Raw genomic sequence first — 16,920 nt, forward strand, 5'->3', positions numbered from 1 at the left:
CACCAGATGGTTGACGCTATTGACTACTTCGCTAAGCAGCTACATGAGCCCAACCGGCGTGTGCGCGACAAGGGAGCCCACCGCTACTTCGGTCGCCTGGCCCCCATCAATCTGCTCGTGAAGCAGCAACTGCCTGAAACTTGGATGGTATAGGCAAAAAAAGTGGGCCGCTCGCGCGGCCCCAGGGAATCCTACTTCCAGAATAATCCGGTGTCATACCATTGCAAAGATAACGGGAGTTGGGGGAACTTGGTTCGGGGGAAATCATTCGCCCTCTGCGACCAATGAGACGACGGCATCGAGTAGCACAAGGATACTTATGTTTGACGAATATTTACTCAATACAACAATGAAGACTGAAATCGGTGCAGTTTACGAATTTACTCCAAAAGTAAAGGTTTTCGCCAAAAAAGGTGTGCCAAAGCACCTTGAACATTATCACTATTTTATCGCTACTAAACTTACTGAAAGCGGGTTAGAAGGCCATATGCTCACCTCCACACTAAAACATTATGATTACAATAAAAGTCTCCGAGAAGAGGATTTCGAGCAGCACTTTGAGGATGGCGAAGAATGCATTGTGAAATACAAAAACTCTCGGTTTCTTACAATTCCACTTATCAAGCTGAGTATCGATGAAGTACTGAGTGCCTCTTACGTTGTTAATAAGGTGGGAAGACTTACCAAGTGTGGACTTGAGTTTGTAATCCAAAATAAGGCACAGGACCAAGCAATGACTTGGTACGACTATTTGAAAAAGTATTGCAACTACACAAGTTGAAAAGTATTGACGTGATTAACAAGATGCGTAATTCTTTTCTCTACGGCCTTGTTGTTCCCTCTTATTGTCAAAAGGTCATTGTATTTCTCGATTAAATCAGGCCCATTCATATAGAAAACGGCCTCAGTCCATTCGAACACAATCCAATCTCCGTCCTCGTCGCTTTCGTAACACTCTCCCTGAATAACACGCTCCTGATACCACAGTAAAAGTCGGGCTTTTTCAAATTTTAAACTTTCAGAATTACTCTCTTTAAGCGTTTTTAAAGCTAAGCTATTTGCAAAAATGCCGCCTGCCATCATAAGTAATAAGGAAACCAACACCCTGTCTTGCTCAAAAAGAGGCTTAACATCGGAAATGTACTCGTAGCTTATATGGTAGTCGTCGCTTCGACTGCCATTATCGTACACCCCGGTTGCTGTTTCAAAAAGCTCATAAATAAGAAGTGTCGCACACTGACGAGGGTACATTTTTCTTTGGTAAGGGAACATGTCTTGTGCCTGACTCACAAAATCTGCTTTATCAGCAAATGCTAGAGCAAATTTCCTTAGGCTAATTAGACTTTCCGCAGGTTTATGTGCCCTGCAACTGCAATATCCTTGTAAAAGATGGGTTTGCCAGTCTTGCTGTTCACTATTGATTTTTCCAAAGCATAAAATAGCATCTGCCCATTTTTCAGCGTCTTTGTAAGCAACTCCTCTTTCAAACCAATAAGACTTTGACTCCTGCTGAATACCCCGCACGGCCTCAAGCATCCCACTCGCGCGGCGAAGCAGGCCAGGAGTATCGGGACGAAGCGCGGGCAGCAGGGGGTTGATGGATTCCATTGGATAAGAGTTGAGGGGCTTAGCGGGAGCGGCTGGCAGAAATAAAGAAAGGGGATGGGCGGCGGTTAGCTGGTGGCGGGCGCATCGGCGGGCACGAGCTGTTGCCAGCGGGCCAGCTCCTGGGTTAGCTCGGCGTGGAGTTCCTGAAAGTGATGGGTAAGGTCGGGGACGGTGCTGACCTGTTGGTAGGTCGGGTTGGTGTGGAGAACGGCCAGGTTGGCCAGTGCTTGCGCAAGCTGGCGGGCGAGGTAGTCGCGGCGGGCTTGCAGGGCAGCGCGGTCGGCCGTGATGGTATCGGGCGCGGCGGCCGGGTCGAAAATGCCCTGGGCCAGCTCGGCGGCCAGGGCTTGCAGCTGGGCGAGGTCCTGGCGGTCGTGGAGGACTTGCAGGCGTTTGAAGGCGGCTTCGGCTTGGGGCCGCAGGTGCTCGGCCACCTTATCGGGATGGCAAAGCGTGGCGCAGTGGCGGTAGAGCTTCCTGAGCATTTGCTGGTCGTCTGCATCAAGGGGCAACACGGTTTTTCTAGCTTCGGCGGCGTATTCTTGGCGGAAGTCGTCGTAGCGGCGGCGGGCTTCTTCGTACTCGGTTTCTGCGAAAGGGCTTTGCTGGCGCTGGTGATGTGCGTAGGCTTGTTTCAGGCGCAGGATTTCTTCCGTCAATGCGCCCACCTGGCGGGCAAACTCGTGGTTATACTGACTGAGTAGGTGCTCGGATTCGGCAATTTCCGCTTCTACCGCTACCAAGCGGTATTGCAGGTCGCGCACTTCGAGGCGCAGGGCCGCCAGCAGCGGGTCTTCATAGATGGTGAGGCGCGCTTGCAACTGCAGGAAAGCTTCCAGGCCGGTAAGGGCAGCAGCGTAGTGGCCGGCTTCGAGCTGGGCCAGCAACTGGCCGGCGAGCGGGTCGGGCCATTCGAGGTGCAGGCGGCGGGCTTGCCGCAGGGTATCCTCTGGTTCATCGAGCTGCACGAGGGAGCGGATGGCGTGGAGGCGGCGCACGATTTTGGCGAGGTCGGGACCAGCGCCGGGGTTAGTTGCCGCGCTAGCGGCACTCTGGCCGGTAATACGGGCAAACTCGGCCAGGTATCGATAGGCCAAGTCGTAGTCCCCACTGGTGAGGACGATGTTCTCGTAATTTTCGTGGGCGGCGCGGTAGGTCCAGTTATAGGAGCCCGTGATGACATCCCGACCGTCGAGCACACAAAATTTATTGTGCATCAAGGCGCCTTCGATGTGAAAAACCCGTCCTCCGGCAGCAGTAAGGGCTGTGAAGTCCAGGGCCTCGTTTATTGAATCGTGAGTCAGGGCCAGCGTTACGGTGATGCCTGCCTTTTGCTGTTTGACCAAAGCAGCCAGTAGGTCGCGGTCAGTGAACCATGCGACGGCGGCAGTAAGGCTCTGGCGGGCAAGGCCAATTTCAGCAAGCAGCTTAGGCTTAATACCAGTGAAAAAGGCTTCAGTAGTAATGGAATTGTTCACAGACAGCAATTAAGGAAGCGCACAAGTTAAGCCTGCGGAGGGAAGTGAGGTGTAAACAGGCAAGCTGCTTCCTTGGCGGACGTGGTGTCGAAGTAAGGTATTGTACTTCTTGCGCCCCTGCTCGATGAGGCCGGGCGTGGCCGTTAGCTCGACGCGCCACACTTCGTGCGGATTTTTCTTCTGTACACCGATGATTAGGAAGCGCGTGGCACCTAGCACGTCTAAATACAGGGCGGCTTGGCGGTCGTAGTCATACTTCTCGATGGTGTTCAGGAAGTGGGCGCGGTCGGGGCTGCTGGTGGTTTTAAAGTCGATGAGCGTAAGCTGGCGGCCGGCGCGGCTGCGTATCAGCAAGTCGGGGCGCAGCTTCACTCCTACGCCGGTGGCGGTGTGGGTGGCAGTGTAGGACTGTTCGGCCTGGCCCCTGTATAGCAGGTCGCGGCAGTAGCGCTGGCGGCGCACCTGGCGGGCCAGGGTTTCCAGGTCGGCCCACTTGATGCCGCGCTCTTCGGTGCGCTGGTAGTGCGGGGGCTCCAGCACGGCGGTATGGAAGTGGGAGCCGTAGGCCAGGGCCACGGGATTGGGGGTATTGGGCTTGCCGAGCAGCGTGGCCTTTAGGTTGGACAGGTCGGTGTTGCTGACCTGGGGCAGGGCGCGGTGCTGGAGCTGGGTAAGTGCGGGGTGATGGGCGAGGGCGTGGAACATGACGTTTTAGAATTAGGATTAGCGGATTAGGGCCAGGCGGTGGGGGTCGGCGGCGCGGTGCAGCCAGATGTGGGAGCTGCCGCAGCCGACCAGATAGGTCGGGGCGGGAAAGAGCTCGCGCACGGCGGGGGCCAGGTCGCGCAGGTCGTCGGGCAGCGGGCCGGCGGTGGCCAGCACTTCCGGCAGCTGGGCCAGTAAGGCGGCCTCGGCTTCGTCGTGCGGGGGCTGCTCGATGTGCAGTTGGGGCAGGTGGGTGAAATTCATGGCGGGGTATTTTGGAATGAGTAGCCAAGTGGCCCCCACGGCGGGCACCGTGGAGGCCGGGGCGTTAGGCAGCCAGCGGCAGGGCAAGCGATTCGGCAGCGGCCGGCTCCGGGCTGGTGGGGTCGTCCTGCGCGGGTACGGTGTAAGCGTGCTGGATGCGCAGGTCGCGTGGCCGGTGTAGGTTTCGGCACGCCAGATGGGGAAGTCGCGGGCGAAGTCGCGGCGGGCGGCTACCTCGGCCGCGTCGGCGGCTTCGTAGCTGAACTGGGCGATGTAGTAGGTGGCCGTCTTGCCGTCCTTGGTGGTCTGCTTTTTCTCGGCGCTCACCTTTACCACGACATCAGCCAGGGTCAGGTCGTCGTAGAACAGCGGCTCGATGAGGCGGTACAGGTTTTCGACGCTGTAGCCGTGGAAGAGCACGGCGCAGATGGCGCCCTTGTCGTCGGCAAAAAACAGCTCGGCCCACAGCTTGCGGCCCATGTTCAGGATGTCGTCCTGGAACACGCGCCAGGCCAGCGGGATGAAGGAAAGCGAGTTGCCCAGCGGCACGGTGCCGCCGATGTTGAACTGGCCGGCCTTGGCGTCGAACCGTACCTGGCGCGGGTGGCCGGGGAGGTAGCGGAAGCGCGACACCTGCACGACTTCGCCGGTGGCTTCGTCGGCCTTTTCGGTGAGGTAGGCGGGCACGGCCGTGATGGGGCCGCTGAGGGTGAACACGGGGGCCTCGGGGGCGGTGGTGAGGGTGGCACCAGCTTCGGTGGTGGCGGTGCGCTGGGTCGTACCCGGTAGGGGTTTAGTTTTGGTGGACATGATGGGAAATGGTTGGGGGTTGGAAATGAAAAAGGCGGGGCCTGTCAGCGGCCGGCCCCTGTGCCGTTGTTGGTTATTTGGCCTCGGTGACGGGTGAGGTCAACACGTAGTATTTGCGGAATAAGGCCTTTGCTTTGGTGAGGTTGGCGGCCCGCTCGGTTTGGAGCACGGCGACTTTGGAGCGGCTGTCCTTTTCGTAGCCGTAGGCCTGGAATAGCTTGGTGTTCATGGGGAGTTGAGGAAAAGGCGGGGCCAGCCGAAACCGGCCCCGGATGGGTTATCGGAATTGTTTATCGTGGCAGACGATGGCGCGGCCCACGATGGAATCCTGGCCCCGTGCTTCGGGCTGGTGCTGGTACCAGAGGTAGGTGGCCAGCAGGTTGAGGTAGGCCGGGTGGCGAAACTTGCCCTCGTCATCGATGATGAGAATCAGCTCGGGGCTGAGGCGCACCACGTCCACAGTGCGGCAGTCGAGCAGCTGGTACAACTCGGCCAGCTTGAAGCTGCGGCCGTTGGCGGGGCTGACCGGCTGCGGGGTGCCGCTGTGCGGGTCGAGCAAATGGGGCTGATAGGGAGTAGCGGTCTTTGGCATGACGGGGCGGGGTTGGTGGGGCCGCCCGGCTTGGCGGCCCCTGGTGAATGGTGTTTTAAAATCCTTCGACTTCGAATAGCATCTGCTCGTATTCGCCGTCCTCCCACCCCTCCTGCTCCTGCTCGTGGTGGTAGTGGGCTTGGCGTTCCCACTCGGCTTGCTGTTCGTAGAAAGCGGCCTGGGCTTCTTCGGCGGCCATTTCGTCGCCGCTGAGGCCGTTTAGCTCGGCCTCGGTGTATTCGTACTGCATTAAAAGGGTGCGTAGGGGCCCGCGCCGGGCGGGCGCGGGCCGGGTGGCTAAAAGCGGGGGTATCTGGCGCGGGCAACCTGCAAGGCAGCGCCGGCGGGGCTGGCGTGGAAATCAGCAGCGGCGGTTGCGTAGGCGGCGCGGGCCTGCTGGTAGCGGGTGATGGCGGCGCGCAACCGGACGAAGCGGCCGGGCTGGGTGCGGTAGTCATCGCGCAGCGCGTACTTGGCAGCGCGGGCATCGAACAGGGCGGAGTGGGCACGGGCCAGCGCATGACGGTTGGCAACGGCGGCCGGGTCGATGGGGGCCGGCGCGGGCTGGGGGGCTACTACCGGGTGGGGCGGGTACTTGGCCGCCAGCCGGGCTAGGGTAGCGTGCAGGGCCGCCAGCTTGCTGGCAGCCGCACCCACAACGGGCGCGGCTGGGGCAACGACGAGGCTAAGCATGAGCGGGCACCCCGGCAAAGTCATCCTCGGCTTTCATCACCTCCCACACGGCGGCGAAAGCATAACCGGGGGCGGCGGCGCGCATGGCGCGGAAGGCCAGCCGCAGGGCCTCAAACGGGCAGGATGAGAAGCCGGCAAAGCCGCCAGAGGGCTGGCACTCCGGCCGGGCCTCCAGGCTGAGCATGACGTGCCAGCTGGTGCCGCCCTTGCCATAGGTGGCGGCGGACTGGGCGATGTAGATGCCCGAGAACGAACACAGGGCGGGGCCTTTCCAGGCGGCGGCAGCGAGCTGCAAAAGTTGATTGGGTTGCATGGCTGTAGGAGTTAGCCGTGGGAAGCGCTGCGGAGCGGGCCGGGCCCAACTCGCGCCGCAAGCGCGATGCGAAACGGGTCTTTCCCATTTCTTATACGAATATACGAACAAATTTCTCATTAATTACTATTTATTACGACTTATAATATAATAAATAATGTTCCACATGGAACATATTATAACAAATTATTCGTAACTTGTAGCATGGAAAAAGACAAAAAGATAGTGGCAGTGGTGGGCAGCCGGGGCATAGTGAAATGTGCCGCCCTGACGGCCCGGCTGGCTGAGCTGGCCCCCGACCAGGTGGTGAGTGGGGGCGCGGCCGGCGTGGACACCCTGGCGGCGGCCTGGGCCCGGGCCCACGGGGTGGCGCTGGTGGAGCTGCGGCCCGACTATGCCACCCACGGCCCCACGGCGGCCACCCATGTGCGCAATGCCGAGATAGTGCGCCGGGCCAGCCTGGTGCTGGTGGTGTGGGACGGCAAGAGCAAGGGCACGCTGAGCACGCTGAAGGCCGCCAGGCGGCTGGGCCGGCGCTGCGAGCTGCTGCCCCTGGACTGAGGCGGCAGACCGCCAGGGCCGTGCCGGGCGGGCGGGTGCGGGCGACCCTGCTGAACACCTTGAATTCCTTGCCGGGGGGGGTGGGGGCGGGCTGAGGCCCCCATTTATTGCTCGGCGGAGCCGGCCTTGTGAGGGTGGAGCGGCCTTTTTCGGGCTGCGGAAGCCGAGGAGGATGACCGGGCGGCAAGCCGGGGCATGATGGCGGGGGTTTGGGGTGCTCCCCAATGAAACCCTCCGCGAAGCGGGCCTTGCTTCTGCCTGCGTGGCTGGAACGCAAGCTTTACGGGCGGGTGGCAGGCCTTTTTTGGCCTGCGGCCTGCTGCCTAATCAGGAGGGGTGACGGGCGGCGTGGGGCCTTTTTCGAGCCCGGCGCGGCACGGCAACGGTGCGGGGGGCTGGCGTTGTGGTTGGTAGGGCTAAACCCGACCGGAGGGAGTGGTTCGGCCCGCTGGGTGATGCTGGAGTGACGGTGGTGGCCAGGGTAGCTGACCAGCGGGAAGCGGCCCGTGGTGGCTGGGGAATGGGTAGCGCGGCCTGGCTGACCTTCGGGAGGCGGGGCCGGGCGTGGGTGGGGTATAACTGGAGCAGCTGTAGCTACTGGCGGCGGGTGGGCTGAGCGCGGGGCGCTACGCAGCGGAGGGAGCCTGCAAGCGTAGGGAACGAATGAGCGGAGGTACGCAGCGAGAGAGTGAACGTAGCGCAGCGTGGCCCCCGTAGTGAAGTAGCGGCCGGCGCGGGCGGTGGGCTTGGTAGGGACGGGTGGCGCTTTTTCGGGCGCGGCCTGACCCGTTGGCGGGTGGCATCGGGGGCTTCGCTGAGTGGCAGGAGAAGTGGGTGAGGGATAGAAAGGGAGCGACCAACGGAAGCTGTGCGCAGCACCGCAGCGCAGCGGAGCCCTGGATAGCCCGACCCCGACCCGGAGCAACGCGGAGGGCCGGGGGCACCCCCAAATAAGTACAATTACTGGTGAGCGAAATGGATTGTATCTGAAACTGAAATAAGTTCGTAATTTCGTATAAATTAGATTGTCGACTATCACAAACTACGAAGCCATGTTTTTCGCTGATACGAAGACCGGACACTTGCTGCATATTCTTGGGACGGCGCTGGCCGGGCAGGTGCTGACGCAGGAATTGGCCCCGGCAAACCCGCACATTATCGAGATGTATGGGCATCTGGTCATTCAGGTGATTGTGGCGGCGGTGACCATCTGGGCCACGATTCGGAAGGCGATGCAGCGGCCCGAGGCGGTGGTGAAGCTGTCGGCGGCGGGGTTGGGTTCGGGGGTTGGGGACTCGACGGGGGCGGCGGCCTCCTCCCCTGCTGAGCCAGCTGCGGAAGTTGGCAAGGGCTAGGGTGCGGGGCTGGCAATGGACGTGCATTTTATTCACTCTCAACTGTTTTGACGCATGAAATCTGTTAAGAAGTTAAGTCTGCTGGACCGGGTGGCGCTGCCGTCGCCGACGTTTTGGCGCAAGGTGAGTGCGGTGGGCAAGGCCATCGGGGGGCTGGGGCTGGTGTTGGTGGCGGCCCCGGTGGCGCTGCCGGCAGCGGTGGTGTCGGTGGCGGGCTACCTGGTGCTGGTGGGGTCGCTGACGGCGGGGCTGTCGGCGCTGACGGTAGAGCCGGGGGCTTCGGTGGATGGTGGCACGGAACAGCTGGCGGATGGAGCCGGCACCCGGTAGCATGGAGGACCGGGCTCCTTATGCGGTTGGAAAGCGGGTGGCCCCGCGGCTGAACGTGACGCAGATGGTGCGGCAGGCGGCGCGGCTGGCGGAGGTGCGGCCGGAGCTGGTGGCGGCGTATCGGGTGGCGCTGCGGCGCTGGTCGGGCGACCCGGTGCTGCGGCTGCTGGGGTTGCCGATTGTGACGGAAGGGTACCGGTCGGGCGCGGTGCAGGATGCGCTGTATGCCCGCGGCCGTAGTGCGCCGGGACCGGTGGTGACGTACAAGCGGGGCGGCGAATCGAAGCACAACGTGCTGCCGAGCCGGGCGCTGGACGTGGCGTTTCTGCTGGCCGATGGAACGGTGGTGTGGTCGGGGCTGCTGCTGAGCAAGTTTGCGCGGCTGATGAAGGCGGCCGATGCGCGGGTGCGTTGGGGTGGCGACTGGCCGGGGTTTAAGGACCGGCCGCATTTTGAGGTGTAGGGTGGAAACGCGACGAGCGGGCCAGATGGTCCGCTCGTTGTGGTTTATCCTCTTACGCTTTTCATTCGCCTCTATGCCCGGCTAATTCGCTTGACCAGGTTACGCAGTGAAACACGCCGCCTTGCCTGGCAATGGCCCTTCCATCAACGGAAATGATATCGTGGCCTGGATAAAGGCCCTGCAGGCAACGCTGTACCGCATCATCTTCGGGCTGTTGGTAGGTTGGGACAATGAGCGTGCTGCCTACGCACAGGAAATTGATGTACTCCCCTACCGCGGAGGTAAAATCGGGATTTTGATAGGGATTGTAGGGCAAGGGTACGCAGTCAAAGCCGGCGCGATGTAACGCTGCCTGCAGGTTGGCCCACAAGGAAGGTTCCTGGGCGCGGCAGTCGTTGATGAGGGCCGTGCGCTCGTCGAGCAAATGCACCAAACCATCGGCGTGGCCAGTGAAATCCCTGGGATGGGCGGGCACCAGGTCGATGTGGTCAACTTCCAATGCATTGGCCAATGAGGCCAGCAATTGGGTCTGGGGAACTTCCGGGTTTTCGCGCAGCACCTTATCGGTCATGACGACCCGGCCAAAACGCCGAACGACGTTGCCGCCGTCCACTACTAGCGGGCTGGATGTGAACGGCAGTCCAAGGCGACGAAGCACTGCGGCCGCGTCGGTAATCGTGGAATGGTAACGGCGGGGGCGCAGGTAATCCGGCGTGTAGCGGAACAACACCTGGTTACCGCTCGGCGTGGGCAGGGGCATGTAGTCGCGGGCCCAAACGTCGCAGGTGCCGGGGAGGGTATTTACAGCGGCGCCGGCGGCCGTAAGGGCTGCGGTCAGGGCGGCAGCGGCGGCCGGGAAGCGCGGAGCCAGGGTGTCCGCCAGGTAGAACGCAGGGAGCACGCTCATGCGACCTTCCCTTTGGGCTTATAGCCAAGCACCCGGTGCGTGGTGGCTTCGTCCAGCTCAAACTCGAAACAAAGCTTTTCCTTGTTCTTGAGTTGTGTCAGGTAGCCTTCATTGGCAATAAAGCGGTAGGGCCGGTCGATGTACGGCGCACCGGGGTGTTCGGTCTTCTCGGGGTGCAGCCGGAGCCCGACCCTGGCGCTGCGCCAGGGCTGGGACGGTGCTGGTACCGGCTGGGGATTAGCCTCCAGGACAAGGCTCGTGTCCCCGCCAAGGGCACTGCCCCAACTGGCGACGAGGGCGCGGGTGAGCAGGATGGGCCCGGAAATGTAGGTGCCGGTGGGAAGGCCGTCAGGGGTGAGACGCTGGGCACCGCGGAGAAGAATACCACCATAGCTACCCGCCTGGGAATCACCAAACGTGAGGTCGAGGCTGGAAGCCTGATTGAAATACCAATGTAATGGCTGTAGCTGCTCCTCTCCCTGGTGTACGTAGGGGTCGGGATGCTCCTGCGAGGGGCTGTGATAATAGATTTCCAACTCCGTGAGGCGAAAGAGGCTGGAACCGGCCCGCAGCAGCAAGCGGTGCTGGAGGGTGGCAGTCATCTCGACAAAGAAGGCATCGAGGTCTTCGGGCCGCGAGTGGTTAATCTGTCGCACCAGGTAGGTAAGCCAAGACAGAGCGGAATCCCGGTGGCGGTCGTGCGCAATGCGGTGGTTGCCGAACTGCCGGGCAAAGGGCAAGCCCTGCTCAACCAACTCGCGGGTGATGGCCAATTGATTGGAAAGGTCAGCCTGGGTGTGATTATCCAGCAGCGGGCCCAACCCGGTGGGTTGCGCGAGCCGCAGGGCCTCCAGCAGTTGAGGCAGGGTAGCCTGGCCCTTGAGCCAGCATTCGGTGTAGAGGAAGTGAGTGTATTCGGAGGAAGGCAGCGCTGCCTCGGTCATGACGCGGCTTGCGGGCAAGCCAGTGGCTTTACCGGCTTCCAATGCTTGGATTTGGTGGGTTGAAAACATGCGGGAATTTGGGACAAGGTGTGGTTGAGCTCCACAACATTACCGCAGGAAATCACCCATTCCTAATGAATTAGAAAACTTTCATAAATGAGTTAACTCACTGTTTTTGCAATAATTATAACTATTTTATTTGTTGCAATAGCAATCTAATAATTACTGCTTTCGGCTGTTTTGAATATGTCGGTTTTGCAAGCAGTGGTTTCCTGGCTACACCGTTTCCTCCACATCCAGATTGTTCAGGTTGAGCAGCGTTTCACAGGTTCTCTCAACGTTTGTTAAAAGCCTGGCAAGGAGTTGGACATTGGTGTCGCTGCAACTGTCTAATAACTCCTTGGAGATGGTGTGCACTTCGCCGACGTCGACAGTGTCTGACCAATCCTTTAGCTCGTTGGTGATTGCAACCTGAAAAGTCGCCTCGAATAGCGCCTCGCGAATACCAATTAGTTTGGCTACGGCTTCGTTTAGACTTTGCGTGTAAGGGTCTGGACTCATTTGGTCTTACTGGTTTGATGTAGGGTGGAAATGAGATGAGCAGTACAGGTGGTCTGCTCGTTTTGAGAAAGTGGGGGCTCTCACAAGCCGTGGGTGAGGGTGAACAGGATGGTAGCGCGGGTGACGCGTAATGCTTCGGCGGGCTACTGGGCGAGGTAAGTGTCGGTGACGAATTCGAAGAAGCGGCCGGAGCCGAGGCGCTGAAGCTGCCGGCGGGGGACCGTGACGGAGTAGAGGTCGTGGACGTGAAAGTCGCGCTGAAAGACGAAGGTAAAGGCGGAGTTGGTAGTGGCGCCGAGGCGGACGGCGAGGAGGAAGCGGGCGTTGCTTTCGCGCTGCATGATTAGTGAGGGGTGTCGCGGATAGGTGAATTAGTTGTGAGGTAGAGATGCTTCGACTTCGCTCAGCATGACGTTCTTTTTATTTCGTTTCAGTGCCCCTACCCTATTTCCCATAGTTCATCCCAGGAGGTGGTGCAGGCGCGCGTGCGGCGCTGCTGCTGGCCCTGCCAGGGGGCGGTGAGGTGGCCTTTGGGGGTGAGGGCGGCGGCGACTTGGACGGTGGCGCGGCCGAAGCGGGCGTTGAGCTGGTCGAGGCGCTGCATGAGGGCGCTGGCCTGGGGGTGGACGAGTTCGGGCGCGGGCGTGAACAGATTAAGCTGGGGCTGGCCAGCGGCTTCGAAGCCGTCGAGGATGACGCCGGCTTTGACATAGTTGTGGCCGGGCTGCCAGAGGCGGTTGAGCAAGGCGTGGGCGTAGTGGACCAGGTCGGGGGTGCTGCTGGTGGCGGCGGGCAGGGTGAGCTGGGCGGAGCGGGAGTGCGGCGGGGGTGCGGGGCCGAAGCGGTTTTGACTAATGAAAACGGTGAGGACGTGGGCCACGGAGCCCTGGCGGCGCAGCTTCTCGGCGGCGCGGGAAGCGAAGGCGGCGACGGCCCCGCGGATGTCGGCCAGCTCGGTGAGGGGGCGGCCGAAGGTGCGGGTACAGGCGATGCTCTGGCGGCTGAGGGTGCGTCTTCGCTGGGGGCCAGCTGGTGGCAGGGGAAGCCCTGGAGCTCGCGCACCAGGCGGGCGCCGACTACGCCGCCGAGGTGCCGGCGGGCGTAAGCTTCGGAGCAGCGGGACAGGTCGTCGGCGGTGGCGATGCCCTGGGCGTGGAGCTTGGTGGCGTACTGGCGGCCGATGCCCCACACATCTTCGACGGGTACTTGGGTGAGGGCCCACTGGCGGTCGGCGGGGGATTCGAGGCTCAGGACGCCGTCGAGGGTGAGGTCTTTCTTGGCGACGCGGTTGGCGAGCTTGGCCAGGGTTTTGGTGGGGGCGATGCCGACGCAGGTAGGTATGTGGGTGCGCTGGCGGACCTGGGCGCGGACGTTGCGGGCGTAGGCTTCGAGGGTGCCGAAGTAGCGGGCCATGCCGTGGAGGTTGAGGAAGGCCTCGTCGACGGAATAGATTTCGACTTCGGGGGCCACTTCGCTCAGGTAGCTCATGACGCGGTGGCTCATGTCGCCGTAGAGGGCGTAGTTGCTGCTGAACACCTGCACCTGGTGCTGCTCGATGAGGGGGCGGGCCTGGAACAGGGGCTCGCCCATTTTGAGGCCGAGGGCTTTGGCTTCGGCAGAGCGGGACACGATGCAGCCGTCATTATTTGAAAGCACGACTACGGGCACGCCGTGCAGGGCGGGCTGGAAGGCGCGCTCGCAGCTGACGTAGAAGTTGTTGCAGTCGACTAGGGCGAACATGGGAAACCTCACCCCCGGCCCCTCTCCAAAAGAGAGGGGAGCCTGACAAATAGGGGGACCAGGCGGGTGGTTGGCGTTACCAATTGAATTACTTGTGCGGTAGAGATGCTTCGGCTGCGCTCAGCATGACGTGCTTTTACTGAGTGATTATGCTGTGGGCTACTGGAGGCGGCGGGTGCGGACGTGCTCTTTGAGCTTGCCGTTGATGAATTCGGTGACGGCGTGGGTGACGACGCCCCAGACTTCGAAGCGGGTGCCGAGCATGCTGATGTCGGTGGCGTGGTGGTTGGGGTTGTCGGGGATGAGCCAGTAGGCGCTGCCGCGCTTTTCGAGGCGCTTGATGGTGAACTCGCCGTCGATGGCGGCGACTACGATGTGGCCGGGCTCGGGCTTGATGGAGCAGTCGACGGTGATGAGGGCGCCGTCGACGATGTGGGCGGGGGCCCCGTCCATGCTGGTGCCTTTGACGCGGGCGATGTAGGTGCAGGTGGGGTGCGGCAGCAGAATGGCGTTGAGGTCGACTTTGGTGCCCAGGTATTCGTCGGCCGGGCTGGGGAAGCCGGCGGGAATGGGGGTTTCGCACTCAATAATCCAGATAGGCTCGCGGATGATTTGGAGGATTTCGACGGTAGTCATAAAATAATTTGAGTTGGAATGAGAACTAGCAACGAAATAGTTACTAATATTGTTGGCAAATCTGCTACTAATTAAATTAGTTTGCAAGATGACACTAATAGAGCAGGCTTTTTAATCTGACAATCATCAGACTGTCAGTCCACTAATTTTCCTGCTTCTGCCCGCTTTGATTTTTATCCGCTCCCCTACTCCTTTCTCCCCTACTTATGCCTCCTCGCATTTTTCCAGCCCATTTGATGGGCCCACAAACAACCGTTTTGCAGAAGCGTGGCGTGACGCGGCGGCTGCACAACCGGCGGATTAGCATGGCCGTGACGCCCGATGGGGCCTACCAGCTGCACCTTGCCAAAGCTCTGGAGCCGGGAGAAGCGGCCGAGCTGCGGGCGCAGGGGCACCGGGACTCACTGAAGGACTACATTCTGCGGGACCGGGTGCGGTATACGTTCACCACGCTGTCGGCCGAGGCGTTTGAGGCGGCGATGTGGTGCTACGAGCAGCTGCGGGGGAAGCAGCAGCGGAAGCGGACGTGAGGTTAGCTACTGGATTTATTTTTTACCCTCTTTTTGAACAACATGCGACAGTTTGTGCCGGATGCAGAGTCCATCACCGAGTTTTTTGGAGAATATGAGGCGCGGGGCTACCGGCTGGAGCTGGTGAAGGCGACGCAGCTAGGCGGCTTTGCGCTGCGCATGCCCCTGGGGCCGGGCAATGACGTGGTGCCCTTGTTTCCGCTGCCGGCGGCGGAGATGCAAACCGAGGAAGCGGCCCAACGCTGGATGGGAAAGCTGCGGGATAATCAGCTGAGCCTGTTTGCGTATTTGCTGGAGCGGAAGGCGTCGTAGGTAGAGCAGTGGCCCGGTGAGCTGGCAGCTTTGGGTATGCCTGACCCACCAACTCTGGTAGAGTAGGTGGCATCGAATTAGCGTTTTATTTTGGCGCCATGAGAAAGCGTACTGAAACCCCACGGGAGCCCCTGTCGGCGGGGAAAATGCTCTACAACCTTTCCCGGGTGAAGCCGGCGCTGCTGAAAATGCAGCCGAATGGGAAGGACTATGCGCCGCTGATAGGGGTCATCCAGACCCTGGACCCGGAAGCGAAAGGGCCGACGGGTAAGGCGATTCAGCAGCAGCTGGGCATCGGGGCGGCGGTGTACCGGCGGTGGCTGGAGATGCTGTATCAGGACTTTATGGCGCTCATTGCCGTGGATGCGGATGTGCTTGAGTTCACGGAGGTGGAGCATGTGTTCTACGTGGGGAGAGATGCCACCAGAATGGAGGTGCGGTGCCGGCTGGCAGTTACGCCCCGCGTTGGGGAGACGGTGGAGCTGCATTTTCTAAGCGCTTTCCTGGAGGAAGGCTCCTTTCAAGTAACCCGCGTGGACCATGAGTATGTACAGGGCAAAACCCTGATTCATGTATCGTTGGAAGAAGGCAGCCACGACGTCTACTTCAAGCATTTGCTGGCCCGGGCTCGGTTCGAAAACAAGTGGCCCAGGGATGCTTGGGAAATGCACCACTACCAGCAGCGGGAATTGCTGCTTAAGCTGTATCCGAAGGGGTGAGCGGTGGCTACTCCCCTACCCACTCGAGCTGCAGGCGGCTGGCTAAGTTACCACGGGCCTGACGCTACTGCTACTGCGCTTGTGGACCTGCGGCATGGTATCGAACACTTCCATGACATTGGCCAGCACGGTGAGTAGCTCATCGGCGCGGGCAGCCTGTAATTCCTGGTCTTCTTCTACCAGCTTAGCCAGCAGGGCGGCGCGGAAATCCGACTCGGCGAGCACCATGGTACAGCACTGGCGGCCAAACTTCGAAAGGAAAGTAGAGGTATCAAATAATTGCTTTGAAAGTTGGCAAAGTAGTACATCTTTGCAGTATCGAGTTGTAAACCGGCTCCACGGGTTTACTACGCTCTCTTCACCAAATTATGTCATCTACCCAACTATTTACTAATCGCGCGGGCAACACTTTAATCAAGAAGCTCGAAGGCGTTTTCACCCACGTTCCGAACATTGCTTGCTTTGATGTGCTGGTGGGGTACTTCCGGGCCTCGGGCTACTTCCGGGTGCGGCCACTACTGGATAAAGTGCCGAAGGTGCGTATTCTGGTGGGCATTGACGTAGACCGGATAACCAAGGAGTTTCACGACCGGGGGCAGCAGTATATTCAGGACCCGCAGCAGACCAAAGATGAGTTTGTGGCGGGTCTGGCGAAAAACATTCAGGACGCGGACTACGATAAGACCACGGAAGCGGGGTTGGTGCAGTTCATCGAGGACCTGATTTCGGGAAAGATTGAGATGCGGGCCCACCCGGAGAAGACGATTCACGCCAAGGTGTACATCGTGCGGCCCGAGCCGTTTAATGAGTACACGCCCTGTGAATTCATCACGGGCTCGTCGAACCTGACGGCGGCCGGGCTGGGACTGAGTGAGCACTCGAACTACGAGTTCAACATCAGCGTGCGCGAGTATGGGCTGGTGAAGGAGGCAACCGAGGAGTTTGAGCTGCTGTGGGAGCAGTCGGTGCCGATACTGAAGGCACAGGCGGAGGCCTTGCGCAAGGAAACGTATCTGCGGGATGATTTCACGCCGTTTGAGCTGTACATCAAAATGCTGCTGGAGTTCTTTGGGCGGCGGGTGGAATTTGACCCGTACCACATTGAGCTGCTACTGCCGCCCCAATACCACCGGCTGAAGTACCAGACCGACGCGGCCAACCAGGGCTATGCCATCATGATGGCGCACCACGGCTTTATTCTGGCCGACGTGGTGGGTTTGGGCAAAACCATCATTGCGCTGATGGTGATTAAGAAGTTCATCTACGAGAATGGCACGCAGACCAAGATTCTGGTGGTGTGCCGCCGGCGCTAGTGACGAACTGGCAGCGCACGGCCCGGGACTTTCAGGTGGAAAACCACTTTCAGTTTATCACCAACGGCTCGCTGCACCGGGTGCTG

26 protein-coding genes and 1 pseudogene are annotated in these 16,920 nt (G+C 60.3%); 10 read left to right on the plus strand and 17 right to left on the minus strand.

Going from position 1 to position 16,920, the window contains the following annotated elements:
- The first annotated feature begins 6 nt into the window (after positions 1-6).
- Both BEN48_RS18955 and BEN48_RS18505 read left to right on the plus strand, forming a co-directional pair.
- On the plus strand, positions 7-153 hold the full coding sequence (locus BEN48_RS18955; RefSeq protein ID WP_158010072.1) for a hypothetical protein: 147 nt from the start codon (positions 7-9) through the stop codon (positions 151-153).
- Positions 154-319: 166 nt separating this feature from the next.
- Positions 320-781 carry a hypothetical protein gene (locus BEN48_RS18505; RefSeq protein ID WP_125932427.1) on the plus strand — a complete coding sequence of 154 codons (462 nt, stop codon included), beginning with the start codon at positions 320-322 and terminating at the stop codon, positions 779-781.
- On the opposite strand, the gene BEN48_RS18510 is transcribed toward BEN48_RS18505, so the two are convergent.
- From BEN48_RS18510 to BEN48_RS01805, 9 genes are all read right to left on the minus strand, one after another.
- Positions 769-1,608 (minus strand): hypothetical protein, encoded by an 840-nt coding sequence (locus BEN48_RS18510; protein ID WP_125932428.1) that lies wholly within the window; start codon positions 1,606-1,608, stop codon positions 769-771. The two genes, BEN48_RS18505 and BEN48_RS18510, sit on opposite strands and share 13 nt — an antisense overlap.
- A gap of 65 nt (positions 1,609-1,673) precedes the next feature.
- Positions 1,674-3,086, minus strand: a complete 1,413-nt coding sequence (locus tag BEN48_RS01770) for a phospholipase D-like domain-containing protein (protein ID WP_158010073.1) — start codon at positions 3,084-3,086, stop codon at positions 1,674-1,676.
- 9 nt (positions 3,087-3,095) lie between these two features.
- Positions 3,096-3,791, minus strand: a complete 696-nt coding sequence (locus BEN48_RS01775; protein WP_070732325.1) for a PD-(D/E)XK nuclease-like domain-containing protein — start codon at positions 3,789-3,791, stop codon at positions 3,096-3,098.
- A gap of 18 nt (positions 3,792-3,809) precedes the next feature.
- The gene (locus tag BEN48_RS19510) at positions 3,810-4,865 is read right to left on the minus strand and encodes a hypothetical protein (RefSeq protein ID WP_241502136.1); all 1,056 of its coding nucleotides are present in this window, start codon (positions 4,863-4,865) and stop codon (positions 3,810-3,812) included.
- Between the two features lie 73 nt (positions 4,866-4,938).
- Complete coding sequence (locus BEN48_RS18960) at positions 4,939-5,094, minus strand: hypothetical protein (protein WP_158010074.1); 156 nt, start codon at positions 5,092-5,094, stop codon at positions 4,939-4,941.
- Positions 5,095-5,142: 48 nt separating this feature from the next.
- The gene (locus tag BEN48_RS01790) at positions 5,143-5,457 is read right to left on the minus strand and encodes a DUF3846 domain-containing protein (protein ID WP_083320667.1); all 315 of its coding nucleotides are present in this window, start codon (positions 5,455-5,457) and stop codon (positions 5,143-5,145) included.
- 55 nt (positions 5,458-5,512) lie between these two features.
- A complete protein-coding gene (locus BEN48_RS01795; protein ID WP_070732330.1) occupies positions 5,513-5,707 on the minus strand; it encodes a hypothetical protein in 195 nt (64 codons plus the stop codon).
- A gap of 47 nt (positions 5,708-5,754) precedes the next feature.
- The gene (locus BEN48_RS01800) at positions 5,755-6,150 is read right to left on the minus strand and encodes a hypothetical protein (protein ID WP_070732331.1); all 396 of its coding nucleotides are present in this window, start codon (positions 6,148-6,150) and stop codon (positions 5,755-5,757) included.
- Positions 6,143-6,463 (minus strand): hypothetical protein, encoded by a 321-nt coding sequence (locus BEN48_RS01805; protein WP_070732333.1) that lies wholly within the window; start codon positions 6,461-6,463, stop codon positions 6,143-6,145. Before BEN48_RS01805 ends, BEN48_RS01800 begins: the two co-directional genes overlap by 8 nt.
- 204 nt (positions 6,464-6,667) lie before the next feature.
- Between BEN48_RS01805 and BEN48_RS01810 the strand changes: the two genes are divergently transcribed.
- The 4 genes from BEN48_RS01810 (at position 6,668) to BEN48_RS01825 (ending at position 9,172) form a co-directional block, all read left to right on the plus strand.
- Positions 6,668-7,024: an SLOG family protein gene (locus tag BEN48_RS01810; protein WP_070732335.1), complete on the plus strand. Its 357-nt coding sequence runs from the start codon at positions 6,668-6,670 to the stop codon at positions 7,022-7,024.
- Positions 7,025-8,049: 1,025 nt separating this feature from the next.
- The gene (locus tag BEN48_RS01815; protein ID WP_070732338.1) at positions 8,050-8,379 is read left to right on the plus strand and encodes a hypothetical protein; all 330 of its coding nucleotides are present in this window, start codon (positions 8,050-8,052) and stop codon (positions 8,377-8,379) included.
- 54 nt (positions 8,380-8,433) lie between these two features.
- Entirely contained in the window at positions 8,434-8,709 is a 276-nt protein-coding gene (locus BEN48_RS01820; protein ID WP_070732340.1) for a hypothetical protein, read from the plus strand.
- A gap of 1 nt (position 8,710) precedes the next feature.
- Positions 8,711-9,172 carry a M15 family metallopeptidase gene (locus BEN48_RS01825; protein WP_083320670.1) on the plus strand — a complete coding sequence of 154 codons (462 nt, stop codon included), beginning with the start codon at positions 8,711-8,713 and terminating at the stop codon, positions 9,170-9,172.
- A gap of 61 nt (positions 9,173-9,233) precedes the next feature.
- Here the strand turns inward: BEN48_RS01825 and BEN48_RS01830 are convergent, their stop codons facing one another.
- The 7 genes and pseudogenes from BEN48_RS01830 to BEN48_RS01855 all read right to left on the minus strand — a co-directional run bounded on the left by BEN48_RS01830 (position 9,234) and on the right by BEN48_RS01855 (position 13,960).
- Entirely contained in the window at positions 9,234-10,079 is an 846-nt protein-coding gene (locus BEN48_RS01830) for an agmatine deiminase family protein (protein WP_070732344.1), read from the minus strand.
- Positions 10,076-11,092: a hypothetical protein gene (locus BEN48_RS01835; RefSeq protein ID WP_125932429.1), complete on the minus strand. Its 1,017-nt coding sequence runs from the start codon at positions 11,090-11,092 to the stop codon at positions 10,076-10,078. The genes BEN48_RS01830 and BEN48_RS01835 overlap by 4 nt, the downstream gene beginning before the upstream one ends.
- Positions 11,093-11,299: 207 nt before the next feature.
- Complete coding sequence (locus tag BEN48_RS01840) at positions 11,300-11,584, minus strand: hypothetical protein (RefSeq protein ID WP_070732348.1); 285 nt, start codon at positions 11,582-11,584, stop codon at positions 11,300-11,302.
- A gap of 143 nt (positions 11,585-11,727) precedes the next feature.
- Complete coding sequence (locus tag BEN48_RS01845; RefSeq protein ID WP_070732350.1) at positions 11,728-11,925, minus strand: hypothetical protein; 198 nt, start codon at positions 11,923-11,925, stop codon at positions 11,728-11,730.
- 98 nt (positions 11,926-12,023) lie between these two features.
- The gene (locus tag BEN48_RS19515; protein WP_317043662.1) at positions 12,024-12,806 is read right to left on the minus strand and encodes a DinB/UmuC family translesion DNA polymerase; all 783 of its coding nucleotides are present in this window, start codon (positions 12,804-12,806) and stop codon (positions 12,024-12,026) included.
- Between the two features lie 125 nt (positions 12,807-12,931).
- Positions 12,932-13,324 (minus strand): annotated as a pseudogene (locus BEN48_RS19520) (Y-family DNA polymerase); the annotation flags it as partial.
- A 159-nt stretch (positions 13,325-13,483) separates the two neighbouring features.
- Positions 13,484-13,960: a LexA family protein gene (locus BEN48_RS01855; protein ID WP_070732352.1), complete on the minus strand. Its 477-nt coding sequence runs from the start codon at positions 13,958-13,960 to the stop codon at positions 13,484-13,486.
- A gap of 206 nt (positions 13,961-14,166) precedes the next feature.
- Between BEN48_RS01855 and BEN48_RS01860 the strand changes: the two genes are divergently transcribed.
- The 3 genes from BEN48_RS01860 to BEN48_RS01870 all read left to right on the plus strand — a co-directional run bounded on the left by BEN48_RS01860 (position 14,167) and on the right by BEN48_RS01870 (position 15,521).
- Entirely contained in the window at positions 14,167-14,490 is a 324-nt protein-coding gene (locus BEN48_RS01860; protein WP_125932430.1) for a hypothetical protein, read from the plus strand.
- A gap of 33 nt (positions 14,491-14,523) precedes the next feature.
- Positions 14,524-14,802, plus strand: coding sequence for a hypothetical protein (locus BEN48_RS01865; protein WP_070732357.1), 279 nt, complete (start codon positions 14,524-14,526; stop codon positions 14,800-14,802).
- A 98-nt stretch (positions 14,803-14,900) separates the two neighbouring features.
- Positions 14,901-15,521, plus strand: a complete 621-nt coding sequence (locus BEN48_RS01870) for a hypothetical protein (RefSeq protein ID WP_070732358.1) — start codon at positions 14,901-14,903, stop codon at positions 15,519-15,521.
- Between the two features lie 42 nt (positions 15,522-15,563).
- Here BEN48_RS01870 and BEN48_RS01875 read toward each other — a convergent pair whose 3' ends face one another.
- Entirely contained in the window at positions 15,564-15,749 is a 186-nt protein-coding gene (locus BEN48_RS01875) for a nucleoside triphosphate pyrophosphohydrolase family protein (protein ID WP_070732360.1), read from the minus strand.
- 140 nt (positions 15,750-15,889) lie between these two features.
- Here BEN48_RS01875 and BEN48_RS01880 point away from each other — a divergent pair, with 140 nt between their 5' ends.
- Positions 15,890-16,834, plus strand: coding sequence for a phospholipase D-like domain-containing protein (locus tag BEN48_RS01880; protein WP_083320668.1), 945 nt, complete (start codon positions 15,890-15,892; stop codon positions 16,832-16,834).
- Positions 16,835-16,920: the final 86 nt, after the last annotated feature.

It is taken from the genome of Hymenobacter glacialis, from assembly GCF_001816165.1.
In the GTDB taxonomy this organism is placed as follows: Bacteria; Bacteroidota; Bacteroidia; order Cytophagales; family Hymenobacteraceae; genus Hymenobacter; species Hymenobacter glacialis.